This is a genomic window from Priestia sp. D51 (assembly GCF_053345675.1).
In genome coordinates, this window is record NZ_JBLTIR010000002.1 from 943,631 (window position 1) to 955,767 (window position 12,137).

The 12,137-nt window shown below is 39.6% G+C and carries 19 protein-coding genes; 8 read left to right on the plus strand and 11 right to left on the minus strand.

The genetic code is table 11. The annotated features are described in order from the left end of the window. Nucleotides 1–290: 290 nt before the first annotated feature. From ACNHOZ_RS11800 to ACNHOZ_RS11810, 3 genes are all read right to left on the minus strand, one after another. Nucleotides 291–986: a FadR/GntR family transcriptional regulator gene (locus ACNHOZ_RS11800; protein WP_013058211.1), complete on the minus strand. Its 696-nt coding sequence runs from the start codon at nt 984–986 to the stop codon at nt 291–293. Between the two features lie 225 nt (nt 987–1,211). Beyond that, a complete protein-coding gene (locus ACNHOZ_RS11805) occupies nt 1,212–1,841 on the minus strand; it encodes a CPBP family intramembrane glutamic endopeptidase (protein WP_063247487.1) in 630 nt (209 codons plus the stop codon). Nucleotides 1,842–1,945: 104 nt separating this feature from the next. Beyond that, the gene (locus ACNHOZ_RS11810) at nt 1,946–2,875 is read right to left on the minus strand and encodes a hypothetical protein (RefSeq protein WP_243494965.1); all 930 of its coding nucleotides are present in this window, start codon (nt 2,873–2,875) and stop codon (nt 1,946–1,948) included. Between the two features lie 123 nt (nt 2,876–2,998). Between ACNHOZ_RS11810 and ACNHOZ_RS11815 the strand changes: the two genes are divergently transcribed. Further along, on the plus strand, nt 2,999–3,499 hold the full coding sequence (locus ACNHOZ_RS11815) for a GNAT family N-acetyltransferase (RefSeq protein WP_028414706.1): 501 nt from the start codon (nt 2,999–3,001) through the stop codon (nt 3,497–3,499). Between the two features lie 73 nt (nt 3,500–3,572). Beyond that, on the plus strand, nt 3,573–4,262 hold the full coding sequence (locus tag ACNHOZ_RS11820; protein WP_028414707.1) for a YoaK family protein: 690 nt from the start codon (nt 3,573–3,575) through the stop codon (nt 4,260–4,262). A 36-nt stretch (nt 4,263–4,298) separates the two neighbouring features. Here the strand turns inward: ACNHOZ_RS11820 and ACNHOZ_RS11825 are convergent, their stop codons facing one another. Further along, nucleotides 4,299–4,508: a hypothetical protein gene (locus tag ACNHOZ_RS11825; protein WP_028414708.1), complete on the minus strand. Its 210-nt coding sequence runs from the start codon at nt 4,506–4,508 to the stop codon at nt 4,299–4,301. A 53-nt stretch (nt 4,509–4,561) separates the two neighbouring features. After that, nucleotides 4,562–5,320, minus strand: coding sequence for a DeoR/GlpR family DNA-binding transcription regulator (locus ACNHOZ_RS11830; RefSeq protein ID WP_014458988.1), 759 nt, complete (start codon nt 5,318–5,320; stop codon nt 4,562–4,564). Nucleotides 5,321–5,484: 164 nt separating this feature from the next. Between ACNHOZ_RS11830 and ACNHOZ_RS11835 the strand changes: the two genes are divergently transcribed. Continuing rightward, nucleotides 5,485–6,360, plus strand: a complete 876-nt coding sequence (locus ACNHOZ_RS11835) for a Cof-type HAD-IIB family hydrolase (RefSeq protein ID WP_243494966.1) — start codon at nt 5,485–5,487, stop codon at nt 6,358–6,360. Nucleotides 6,361–6,388: 28 nt separating this feature from the next. On the opposite strand, the gene ACNHOZ_RS11840 is transcribed toward ACNHOZ_RS11835, so the two are convergent. Both ACNHOZ_RS11840 and ACNHOZ_RS11845 read right to left on the minus strand, forming a co-directional pair. Further along, entirely contained in the window at nt 6,389–6,619 is a 231-nt protein-coding gene (locus ACNHOZ_RS11840) for a DUF3953 domain-containing protein (protein ID WP_049165787.1), read from the minus strand. An 11-nt stretch (nt 6,620–6,630) separates the two neighbouring features. Next, nucleotides 6,631–7,596: a 2-hydroxyacid dehydrogenase gene (locus ACNHOZ_RS11845; protein WP_063247490.1), complete on the minus strand. Its 966-nt coding sequence runs from the start codon at nt 7,594–7,596 to the stop codon at nt 6,631–6,633. 126 nt (nt 7,597–7,722) lie between these two features. Between ACNHOZ_RS11845 and ACNHOZ_RS11850 the strand changes: the two genes are divergently transcribed. The 3 genes from ACNHOZ_RS11850 to ACNHOZ_RS11860 all read left to right on the plus strand — a co-directional run bounded on the left by ACNHOZ_RS11850 (nt 7,723) and on the right by ACNHOZ_RS11860 (nt 9,074). Then, nucleotides 7,723–8,205, plus strand: coding sequence for a DUF2500 domain-containing protein (locus ACNHOZ_RS11850; protein ID WP_243494967.1), 483 nt, complete (start codon nt 7,723–7,725; stop codon nt 8,203–8,205). 153 nt (nt 8,206–8,358) lie between these two features. Then, on the plus strand, nt 8,359–8,556 hold the full coding sequence (locus ACNHOZ_RS11855; RefSeq protein WP_047750298.1) for a hypothetical protein: 198 nt from the start codon (nt 8,359–8,361) through the stop codon (nt 8,554–8,556). A 77-nt stretch (nt 8,557–8,633) separates the two neighbouring features. Beyond that, a complete protein-coding gene (locus ACNHOZ_RS11860) occupies nt 8,634–9,074 on the plus strand; it encodes a DUF5391 family protein (RefSeq protein ID WP_243494968.1) in 441 nt (146 codons plus the stop codon). A gap of 270 nt (nt 9,075–9,344) precedes the next feature. Here ACNHOZ_RS11860 and ACNHOZ_RS11865 read toward each other — a convergent pair whose 3' ends face one another. Continuing rightward, on the minus strand, nt 9,345–9,956 hold the full coding sequence (locus ACNHOZ_RS11865) for a transglutaminase-like domain-containing protein (protein WP_243494969.1): 612 nt from the start codon (nt 9,954–9,956) through the stop codon (nt 9,345–9,347). 138 nt (nt 9,957–10,094) lie between these two features. On the opposite strand from ACNHOZ_RS11865, the gene ACNHOZ_RS11870 reads away from it, so the two are divergent. Beyond that, nucleotides 10,095–10,727: a LysE family translocator gene (locus tag ACNHOZ_RS11870; RefSeq protein ID WP_048019640.1), complete on the plus strand. Its 633-nt coding sequence runs from the start codon at nt 10,095–10,097 to the stop codon at nt 10,725–10,727. Nucleotides 10,728–10,893: 166 nt separating this feature from the next. Beyond that, nucleotides 10,894–11,034 (plus strand): hypothetical protein, encoded by a 141-nt coding sequence (locus ACNHOZ_RS11875; protein WP_013058226.1) that lies wholly within the window; start codon nt 10,894–10,896, stop codon nt 11,032–11,034. Nucleotides 11,035–11,115: 81 nt separating this feature from the next. Here ACNHOZ_RS11875 and ACNHOZ_RS11880 read toward each other — a convergent pair whose 3' ends face one another. From ACNHOZ_RS11880 to ACNHOZ_RS11890, 3 genes are all read right to left on the minus strand, one after another. Then, on the minus strand, nt 11,116–11,529 hold the full coding sequence (locus tag ACNHOZ_RS11880; protein WP_048019413.1) for a DUF5301 domain-containing protein: 414 nt from the start codon (nt 11,527–11,529) through the stop codon (nt 11,116–11,118). A 31-nt stretch (nt 11,530–11,560) separates the two neighbouring features. After that, nucleotides 11,561–11,725 (minus strand): hypothetical protein, encoded by a 165-nt coding sequence (locus ACNHOZ_RS11885; protein ID WP_168761083.1) that lies wholly within the window; start codon nt 11,723–11,725, stop codon nt 11,561–11,563. Between the two features lie 154 nt (nt 11,726–11,879). Continuing rightward, on the minus strand, nt 11,880–12,080 hold the full coding sequence (locus tag ACNHOZ_RS11890; RefSeq protein WP_063247495.1) for a helix-turn-helix transcriptional regulator: 201 nt from the start codon (nt 12,078–12,080) through the stop codon (nt 11,880–11,882). Nucleotides 12,081–12,137 lie beyond the last annotated feature (57 nt).

Here is a 12,137-nt window from a genome sequence, read left to right on the forward strand (position 1 = left end):
ATAACTAACACATTTGAAATTCGTATTGTTTTGACAAATTAAACTGTATCTCTATCCTTCTTCTCCCTCACGAACTCCACCACAGGCCCGACAATAATACAAATCCCTGCGATAATCAGCCAGCCAAACGCCAAAAGAGTATAATTAGATATTTTCTCCTTCCACACACAAAAAAGCCGGCACATTTGCACCGGCTTAAGCATAAATTTTCGTTTCCATCGTGTGCTATTTCCTCACATGAATGGTCTGAGTAATAAAAAACGACAGCCACTCGGGCTGTCGTTTTTTTATTATTGAGATACCATTACTTTTTGGCGAACGTGCTCTAAGTGATCACGGACCGCTTCTGCTGCTTCTTCTGGCTCTCCATTTTTAATCGCTTCAAAAATGCGTTCATGGTCAGCATCCGTTTGCTTGCGATTTTCTTTTTGGCTTTTATTTAATGAATAAGCAAGCGCTTTTCGATATAAATGCCCTAAATCTTCTACAGCATGAAGAAGGAATGAATTATGAGCTGCTTTCACGATATCATGGTGAAAACGATAGTCTGCTTCATGTCCAATCTCTTCACTGTTATGAACCGTCTTTTTAAATGCTTCTAACGATTCTTTAATTTCAATCAGTTCTTCATCTGTGCGGCGCAGCGCGGCTAAGCTTGCTGCCTGCGACTCAATGATAATACGCATTTCAATTAGTTCAAGAACCTGATCTGCTTCAACCATTTCAAACGTCATTGGATCAAGCATGCCCACTAAGTTTACACGCTTTACGTAGCTTCCTCCGCCTTGTCTTGATTCAATCAATCCACTGGCAGAAAGAACGCTTAGCGCTTCACGAATCGGTGCGCGGCTCACTCCAAACATTTTTGACAGTTCATGTTCCGACGGTAAACGAGACTCTGGCGGGAACGTTTTCTCTTTAATCATCTTCTTTAATTGATCAAGCACTTGACTAGATACTTTTTTACGCTCAATAGGTACAAACATACTTCTATTCCTCCTCCAAGTAATTATCTCTCTCTCTTTTTTTAGTGTTCATCGGACCCAGATTAACTATGTGTATTCCGATTTATGTAAACGCTTCAATCTTTGTATTACAAGTATACATTATTTCAATTCAAATGTGTTGATAAAATTTTACTATTATTGTTATTATACCATGAAAACAAGTTATAAATGAATAACGATTCATGGTTTTTTGATATAATACCACTATCTTACATATAATCCGTATACAATCATAATCGCCGCATCCGCTAGCGCATGACTGATGATGGCCCCTTTGATACCATATCGCTCTCTTATATACGCCCACATCATACCTGCTGAAAAGACGCCTATTACCGAGATCATATTAAACGGAAATACGAAAACAGGAAGGATAATGAATACGTGATAAAGCGTATAAAAGCTTGATGTAACAGTGCTCGAAGCAAGTACAGAAACATGCTTTTTCACTTTATTTTGTATATACACCCGCCAATACATTTCTTCTAAAACAGGATTAATAAAAATCAAAACGACGGCTAAAACGGCAACTTTCCACCCGCTAAATCCCCATATTTGCAAAACCGCTTGCATATCTTTCACATGAAAGATTTTACCAGAAAAAAGCAGGCTGCTTCCAATTATCGCAGCAGCACATAGAATTCCGCTGAGAGTTCCCACATACAGAGATTTCTTTGTAAGCGCTACCTTAAAGTTAATTTTATTATTCGCATATAAAATCATAAACATCCAGCCGTAAAAGCAAACAAATGTTACCAACACATTTTGGATAAGCCACAAACCGAAAAAAACAAAGATTGTAGGCATGAACAGCAAAAACAAAAATTTTATCACGTTTATGGCGCACCTTCTTTAAAAGCCGCTTTTCTTTTACCAAGTAAACCTTTCGTCTTCAAAAGGTTTACTATCTTTTATCTTATAAAAGTCCAGTGTTATTTTCAATTATTTTTTAATTCTTGCTCCAGCTCGCGAAGACTTTCTGCGAGCTTTTTCTTTTCTTCTTCAAAGTGAGCGTCGTCTTTAAAAGCTGGAGCTAAAGGCGCTGCCTCTTCATTTTCTCTTAGCCAATCCGGCGTCAATTCTCTGCGAACGACACGCTTTTTATTGACGTAGGAAATCGGCTTTTCAGTCTGTTGACTCGCTAGCGTACGCTGTGATGTTACGTAATGCTTATGAAAAAGATGCTGTTTAATATAAGCAAACGCTCGAATCGTATCACCGCTGTATTTAGGTACGTAGTGATCGAATGCTTCGTGCAGTCCTGATAGCGCCGTTTCTAGTGGTATTTCGCTTTTTGCGACTTCGTACATATGCTTCAAGTCATTCGCTGAAGGATACATCCCTCGGTTTCTTCTAGCGATAAAAGCGCCTTCTAACGTTCGGACGTAAGCGTCATGCGCGTCTTCTTCTCTTTTTATTTGATTTGTATTTTCTGCTGTAGTCTCTGTTAATGACGCCGTCACTGTGACCGGCTCCGCTGCTTCAATTTGACTAGCCCTTTCTGTCATATTGACATCTTCGAGCTCTTCAAATTCATCGCTTGGCATAAGCTTTTCTAATTGCTCATAATCAATTCGGTACCAAACCGTGTTGTTAAATTTAGAGCGGTTGTATTTTCCTTTTACAATTAACCCTTCTTTTTCAAGCTTTGAAATGATGCGTTGAATCGTTGAAAGCGACCAAAACGGAAACTGCTGCAGCCACTGCTGATTGGTATTGTATACCCACGTATATCCGTCCTGCACGTTTACGCTTTTTTCAAGCCAGTAGTGAAGCTGCTGAAGAAACAACGCTCCGTTCACTCCTACTTTGACTGCAAGCGCCGGCAGTACAAGTAACGGCTGATCTTTTAATAATGATTTACTCATTACGTCATCTCCTTTGTTATGTAAAATAGCTACTATATATATACAAAGAAAACGGAAAAACGGGGATATCACCTTTAGGTTTATGTTAAAATATAGAAAAAAAAAAAAAAACGAGGTGAGCAGATGATACGTCAAGGGAGAATTGGTGACGAAGCGGGCATTGCCCACGTACACGTAGAAAGCTGGAAATCGACTTATAAAGGACTTGTTCCGGATTCTTTTTTACATTCGTTGAACGCTGAAAAACGAAAAGCCGTCTGGAAAAAGCAGCTGGAATCAAATTCTGTTTTCGTTGCAGAAGAAAACGGTCAAATCGTAGGCTTTGCTTCTTATGGTAAAGAAAGAACCAACAAGCATCCTTCCTATACCGGAGAACTGTATGCCATGTATTTACTCACAGAGCATCAGCGAAAAGGAATTGGCAAAGCGCTTATGCATAAAATAGCGCAAGAGCTTGTAGACCGTGATATACATACGATGCTCACATGGGCTTTTGAACAAAACGGCGCCTGTCAATTTTATGAAGCGCTTGGCGGAAAAAGAATCGATCGCGCCGACGTTATCATTGATGGTACATCTCTATCTGAAGTGGCTTTTGGGTGGGACACACTTGAAAATTTGTAGGACAACTCTCTGGACAGATTTTTTTCTTCACGGTAAACTGTTTAGTTGGTATAAAAAGAAAGGATGACTTACCGTGACGAATTCTACTTATCGAAACATTATTTTGCTCGTTCTTTGCGTAACAGCAGGTATCGTCGATGTGATTGGCTACTTAAGCCTTGGCCATATCTTTACTGCAAATATGACGGGAAACATCGTGCTGCTTGGGTTAGCAATCGGAAACTCGCTTGAAACAACTGTTTTTCATTCCCTCACAGCTTTAGGAGGTTTTATTGTAGGAGTTGTAGGAGCTGCAATCCTAGTTGGAAACAAAGAAAAAACGTTTTGGCCTAAAGCCGTAACGATTGCCCTTGGAATAGAAGGATTGATTTTACTTGTTTTTGCACTTTTATCTTCGTTTTCTCCTTCTTTACACTTAACTTACTTATTTATTTTCTTATTAAGCTCAGCAATGGGTCTTCAAACAACGGCTGCTCGAAAGCTTGGCGTAGCCGGAATTTCTACAACTGTATTAACAGGGACGCTTGCTAACTTCTTTGAAGACGTAACGGCACGTTTTCGCAGCCCTCGCTACCGCAAAACGTTTAACACCGATGCGATTCTTCGCGCGCTGTCTCTTGTGCTTTACTGCTTTGGCGCTGTTATCGCCGCACTTGCAGAGCCAGCTTATAAATTTGAAATTATTTGGCTGCCAATTGTGATTCTATTAGCCATTATCATTTTTGTCAGCACGAAGTTTCGTTCTGATTCAGAAAACAAATAATAATAAAAAACCCGTTTCAATAAAGAAACGGGTCTTTTATTTTCCGGATAGTGCCCCTAACACGCCAAAAATAATGGCGACCACAGGTCCTACAATAAATAGTCCAATTAAAATTGATCGTATAGCTTCCCATAGAAACCATAAAGGGCCTTGCCTGGACTCTGCTTTTTCCACTCTTTCCTCTAGGTGTTCGACTCTTTGCTGAAGCTTCGCTAATTCCTGCGTAACATCTATTTGTTCGCTCATCGCTCAAGCTCCTTTTTTACTCTACATTACCATATACTTCCTTACCAAAACTACTATTTATTTGTGATCACTTCAATGCCGATTTCGCGATAAGCATTTAACACGGTTTCGTTCACATGTTCTTCTGTAATGAGCCAATCTAGTGAGTTGGCTGAGCTGAACGTGTACGTTGAAGACGTATTGAGTTTTTTAGCTGTTACAATAGCCGCTACTTCACTCGCGCTTTTTATCATTTGACTTTTGATGTGCATTTCTTCAAGCAAAGGAATGCTCATACCGATTTTAGGATCGATTGCGTATACGCCTAAAAAACAAAGATCCGCTCGAATTTGCTTAAGCGTATCAACCACGCTTTGTCCTACTGTAACCATCGATTCTTTTCGAAACGTTCCTCCAAGAGAAACAACTTCTACAAAGTCATGTTCCGCTAGTGCAACGGTAATTAACGGACTGTTTGTAATAACCGTAACGTTTAAATTCTTTGGAAAAGCTTTGACGAGCTGAATATTTGTTGTACTTCCGTCCATCAAGAGCACCTGCCCGTCTTTAATTAACGGAAGCGCCGCAACGGCAAGTGAATGCTTAACATCCATCAATTCACGTTTACGCTCTTTGTAATCAACCGCAGACGTGGAACGCGGAAGCGCTCCTCCGTGTACGCGCTGCAACAGACCAAGCGCGTCCATTTCCCGCAGATCTCTGCGGATTGTATCTTCTGAAACGTTCAGCGTTTGGCTAAGCGTCGTAGCTACAATGCGCCCTTCTTTTTCAAGCAAATTCATAATTTGTTTGCGTCTTTCTTGTTTTAACATTGCTTGTTCACCTGTTTTCTTTCTGCTTTTTACTTTATTATACTTGTTTCTTTTGTAAAAACAATGTAAAAACGCTTGATTATCAGTGTTTTTTCGTTTATTGTAGGATAAACAAGATAAAACACGCAAAAACAAGTAATAATAATCAAAGGGAGAGATAGTTTATGAAGATGATTTTTACAGACTTAGATGGAACTCTTTTAAATAGCAGCAGTGAAATTAGCACAATTAATGCAGAAGCAATTAAAAAAGCGCAAAAACACGGAGTTGAAGTCGTGGTTGCTACGGGGCGCGCTTATTTCGACGTGCAGGAAATTTTAAAAAAAGCTGAGCTTTCCAACCTTTGGGTGATTGCCGCAAACGGAGCGACTATTCATGACCCGGACGGACAGCTCAGACGTTCTGTTCCAATTGATGACCAGCACGTAAAAGAAGCGCTTCAGTGGCTAGATGCAAACGAATTTTATTATGAAGTGTTTGCTGAACATGCGATTTATACACCAAACTCAGGCCGTGAGCTACTGTCCATTGAAATTGACCGGGTAAAAAGCGCCAACAAAAACGTGGACGAACAAAGACTTCATCACGCGGCGGCTAAGCAGTACAGCCAAACGGGATTTGCCTTTGTTGCATCGTATGAAGATATTTTAAATACAAACGCTGAGCTTTATAACGTATTAGCTTTTTCATTTGATGATGAAAAACGAAAAAAAGGCTGGGATCACTTTAGCAAGCAGCACGACATGACGCTTGTCTCTTCCGCTGATCATAACTTTGAACTCGAACACAAAGATGCGTCAAAAGGAAACGCATTAAACTACGTTGTAAAAGAGCTTGGCGCTTCTCTTCACGATACCATTGCCATTGGAGACAGCTTTAACGACGTATCGATGCTGCAAAGAGCTGGAAAAGGAATCGCTATGGCAAATGCGCACGCAGAAATTAAAGCACTAGCTGATGACGTTACGTTAACAAACGATGAAAACGGAGTAGCTTCCGTTATTGAAAACGTGTTAGAAACGCAGCTAAAAGCACATTAAAAAAACGCTTGGCGTATGCCAAGCGTTTTTAAATGGTCATGCGATAAAGACCGACAAACCAGCTGAATAGCGCAACGAAAAACAGCAGCCACGCGCTGGTTTTCTTTCTTTTTTGCCATTCAATTGCTCCTAAAACTAGCATCGTTAAGCCTAGAAGTATATTTAAAAGCGAAAGGAACTGGTCATTGTGAGTGAGCATCATATAAAGAGCCAGTCCAACGGTAATAATTGAAAAAATAAGCTGTAATGCTTTTAACAAAAAATCTCTCCTTACTTGTAGTTCACTTCTTCATTCACGCACGTCACTAAAGGCTTTTTCTCAAGACCTAAAAGCAGGTTCTGTACGGCTAGATCTGCCATACGATTGCGCGTCTCGTACGTAGCGCTTCCAATATGCGGCGTTACTAGCACATTTGAAAGCTGCAGCAGCTTGTGATCTGCCGGAAGCGGCTCTGGGTCTGTTACGTCCAGTGCGGCATACGCAATTTCTTCATTTTTCAGCGCTTCGTACAGTGCTTCCGTGTCCACTAATCCTCCGCGCGCTGCGTTTACAAAATACGCGCTGTTTTTCATAGCTTTAAATTCCGCTTCTCCAAACATGCCTTTGCTTTGATCTGAAAGCGGTACTAAGCATACGATACAGTCAGCTGTGTGAAGCAGTTCTTCAAACGAAAGATATACGGCATCAAGCTCTTTTTCGGCTTCATGCTTGCGGCTTCGGTTGTGGTAAACGATGTTCATCCCCGATGCCTTTGCTCGTCTGGCAACGGCGCTTCCGATATCGCCCATTCCAACAATACCAAGCGTTTTTCCAAATAAATCAACGCCAAATACCGTTTCCCAGTTTCCTTGTTTCACTTTTTCATAGCCTTCATGAATGCGGCGAGCTGCTGACAATAAGAGACCAAACGTTAAGTCTGCCGTTGCTTCTACTAGCACTCCTGGCGTATTGCTAAACGGCACGCCTTTTTTGGTACACGCTTCGACATCTACACTGTCATACCCGACGCCTGATTGAGAAATAACGCGCAGATTCGGTGCTGCTTCTAACAATTCTTCATCTACTGTAATGTGGCCGATATTAAAAAAGCCGTCAGCATTACGAAGCCAGTCGCGCAGCGTTTCTTGTGGAATCTTCCCTTCTCCTTCCCACATTTGAATATCGCAGTGTTCCGCTAGCTTTTCGTAAGCGTTTGGCCACGTCTTTCCAGACATAACAACTTTGTATTTCCCCATGTTGATCTCTCCTTTTCCTTGTTCACTCATATGTATGAATAGTAACTAGCTATCCTATCATAAGACTACTATAAAGATGAAACTTTTTCCATTCAGGAACCGTATTTATAGTAAGGGGGAATACGAATGTTTGAAGATGAAATGATATTTGAAGATGATCCGTCCGGAGATGACATTGTTTTTGAAGGTGATGCTGACCTAAGCGGAGGCGCTTTTTTTCCAGACGATGCGTTACTTAACGGAATGCCTACGTTTGTTATGCTATTTTTTGTTATTGTTATTGGTATTTTCTTATTTTCTATTTTTAAAGGAATCAGCACGTGGAGCAAAAATGAGCAGTCTCCCCGTCTATCCGTAAAAGCAAAAATTACGGGCAAACGGACAAACGTCCAGCACCATAACAGCCATGCTCACGAACATCACCACTCTCATACGTCTACAACTTACTACGTAACCTTTCAATTTGAAAGCACCGACCGCTCTGAATTTACTGTTTCAGGCAGCCAGTACGGCAAGCTTGCAGAAGGAGACGAAGGAATACTGACGTTTCAAGGAACTCGTTTTTTGGATTTTCAAAGGAATCCAAGTAAAGAACATACAGATGCTTAGCTTATGACCTCGTGCTTTTAGAGGTCTTTTTTACTGGAGTGAGGCATTTATACAGCAAACGAACTATTTGTGCCCTTTTTACACTTTAGAAGAACGTTGATCCGTATAAAAACATACCGTGTAACACATTCATTTAAGCAGGCAGGTGATTTTATGTATTCTCCTTATTCAGGCAGCGGTATCTACTACGGACATTACGGAGAGGCCCCTCATTCGCACCCTATTCAAACAATACTGACGCAATACTGGCACGAAACCCACTATCCAGGTCCACACAAAAAATATGTTCACGTGTATTATCTCAACCCATCTTCTCTTCATTATTATCCAGCCTATCGAACATTTTTGTAAAAAATTGGTGATTTCCGGACTTTTATATTGTAAAATTAATCCATATACTTTTAATTTGGAAAGGAGGTTAACAAACAGTGCGTAATTCTACAGCAAAAAATAGTGTGGCGATCACCACCTTGCTTTCCGCCCTATTTTTCTGCTCTATCATAGTTCTTGCTTCGCTTTCTCCTTTAGCAGATTCAGGCCCCAACGTTAATATGTTCGGCTCAGTTGGGATGTGGTTATCTCTTGGCATGATTCTATTTTTATATCTGTTGCCTTTAGCATTTTATATGCTGGGAATGCATTTCTTAAAATTTGTGATGACTGCTTTTTGCAGCATTGGACTTTTAATCGCTGCTAGTACTCTATTACTAATGCCGGCTCTGTTTTTATTTGGACTGGAAGATTTCTCAGGAAACTTAGCTTCCATCATAGGAGTAATGATTTCTTGCTTAGGCTTACTGATTACGAATATTGTGTGGTTTGTTGCTGCGTTTAAAAGACCGTCAGCCACCGTGCAGGAAAGCGTTTAAAATGGTGAAGAGATGGCATACTAATTTTTCAGTTAAAGACGAATAAAATGGAGAAATGAGCTGAACCGCTTGTTACACCGCTGTTGATTTCCGTGCAAGACTTCGCTTTCCCCGCAGGAGTCTTCGTCTTGCCCTCCAATCACCAGCTAGAAGCAGCCACATACATGAAACTATCAATAAAAAATCCGAACGAATTTCATTCTCTATTAAGGTTCTCCATTCATCGTTCGGATCTTCCTTCAACTAAAATACGTTTATCCCAGCCTCTTTTTATAGCTCGGTAGGCAAGTAGTGCAAATACATATCCAAGCAGTCTTCGTGCTGAGACAACACGTCCATTGTTTCTTTGCGAGGTTTTGTATAAATAGTCGCATAGTCTACTTCACCCTGTGCAGGATTTACTGGAAAAGCCAGTTTTTCTTTTTTTAGCGAAAAGTCGGCTTGCACTCCTTCTTTATTTCCTCTCGCGTCTAATCGAATCCATTTCTTTTCACTTTTGATGTAGACAGCATTTAACGCATGAATACAGTAGCCTGTGTCTATCGTATCCCCAAGGATTAATCTTTGATAACAAAAGCCTGTCGGAATCCCTTCTGCACGCAGCAAAGCGGCTAGTAGATTAGATTTGCTGTAACAAATTCCTTCCTTTTCTTTTAAAGCCTCTGAAGCCGTTTTTGTGATGATTCTGCTTTGAATATCCCATGAATGAGAAACTTCATCTCTCACAAACTCATACGCTTTTTTTATGTACGCTATTGGAGAATAAGACGAGCCGCTTTTGAGTTCACATACCTTTTGTTGAATCAAAGAATGTGTAAAATTCACTTCAGGAAGTTCTTGCGTGTAGTCTTCTTTTTCCAACGATTCACAAATCAATTTCATTTATTTTTTTCCTCCTTTATATTCACTACATGTTTTTTTATACATAATATTGAATTTTATTACATATTTTTATATAATGAAAGACCACTTAAACGGAAAACGATAGTAGATACGAGATTGAAAGAGGTTTTGTTTTTGGTGACGTTATTTTTAACAAATGTGCTGCTCGGTCTTTCGATTGCCCTTCCCGTTGGTACGGTAACGATTGAAATGACGAAGCAAGGTTTAAAAAATGGTTTTCTTCACGGCTGGGTTGTGGGACTTGGAGGCATGACGGTTGATTTGTTGCTAATTGTGCTTCTTTACTCTGGACTGGCTTCTTTTTTGTCTGCTCCTTTTATCCAGCTTGTTATGTGGCTTGTAGGGGCACTTTTTTTACTTTATATTGGCTATGACAGCATTAGACACGCGGATCATGATATAACGGCTCCTGGAGAACACGTAAAAAAGTCGTTTGCCTCTTCTTATGTGAACGGAATCTTTGTTGCCATTTCTCCTAGCAATCTCATTTTTTGGCTGAGCGTGTTTGGAACGGTGCTGACAAATTCGCTTCAATCCTCTCACTCTTTTCATTTCCTAGTAATTGCTGCCGGAATATTAACGGGAATTTTAATTCATGACCTGGGCTTAATGACAATTGTCTCTGGAACTAGAAAAGTGCTGAATCAGCTTTATATCAAATGGGTTTCTATTGCAGCTGGATGTATCTTAATTGGCTTTTCATGCTATTTTCTCTACCGATTTATCGGGAATCTGCGCATGTACTTTTAATGTTTCTACATATTTTATGATTTACTATATCCCCTCTTTATCTAGTATAGAGAGGGAATTTTTATAATCTATCAGGGACTACCAGACAAAAAGTTCACATTTTCGTCACATTTCTATTGATTTTTTTCTCTTTTTATACGAAAATATAAAAAAGGGAGGAAATATCATGAAAATCAAAAAAGCACTTCGCATCTTTATTGGATCAAACGTCCTTGTATTATTAACATTTGGCCTTCTTCCAGCACTGTTAGTTAACCCCGATATTGACCTAATTCAATCATTTATTAATTATATAGGCAAGGATTAATTCCACTTAAAATAGTCAAAATTTTCAATCTATTATTTTTTTAAAAAAAGACAGCACAGGCTGTCTTTTTTAGTAGGTTTTTTATTTAGTTGAAAACAGCTTTTTAACATCTACTTTTTGATCTTTAACAATCGTATATGTCGCCTGTTTTTTATCTTCAAAGTTAAACGCTTTTATGTAGTCATTATCGTAAATCGTTAAGCCGTACGCATCTTTTCCGCTTTCGACGATTTTTACCCAGTACGCCTGGTCAAACTTTGGGTCCAGCTCCTTGCTTTTTTTCACTTCTATTTTTGCCAAAGAATGTACGATTTGCTTTATCGCTTTTTTGTCATCTACTACACGTTTTCCTTCGTCCGTATCTATTTCAATACGCGTAACGTTTGCTTCCTCTACTTTTATGACGTCTTTTAACTGATAGGCTTTCCCGGTATATGTAAAATAAAATATGACGATAAATAGAAGTGCAGCTATAATAATCGTTCTTTTTTTCAAAAGGAACCTCCTTTTCTACATCACGCTGCATTCAGGTGATACACCTTTTTATTCCTCCTGTTCCGCATCCTTTTAGTACAATGCTGCTTCCTACAAGCAGACTGTAGATTAATCCCGGAACAGGAAGTATTAACGTTATCATCAACAGTAACATGCCTGTACTTGTAAGAGCTACTCCTGCAGCTCGATTTTCCATTCATTTCACCACCATCGCTTGGTAAATTTTTTATATGAAGCAATAGAAATAGTATTAATCTTCTACCTACTTATGTATTGTTCGCGTATAAGACAGAATCGTCAACACGCCTACTAGGAAGATCGTTGCTTCACATTACCTTTTTTTAACTAACTCATGATTTATGAAATAAAAACAGCTCATCTACTGTTGCTCCCAGTTCTTGGGCCAGCTGGAAAGCCAGCGCTAAGCTTGGATCATACTTATTGTTTTCAATTGCGTTAATCGTTTGTCTCGATACGCCGCATACTTTCGCCAGTTCATCTTGAGACATCCGCTTAACTTTACGCAGTTCTTTAATTCGGTTTTCCACCATTCATCACTCATCTCTAAAATGTAAAAAACTTTTTACACTCATATCTTATATTATCTT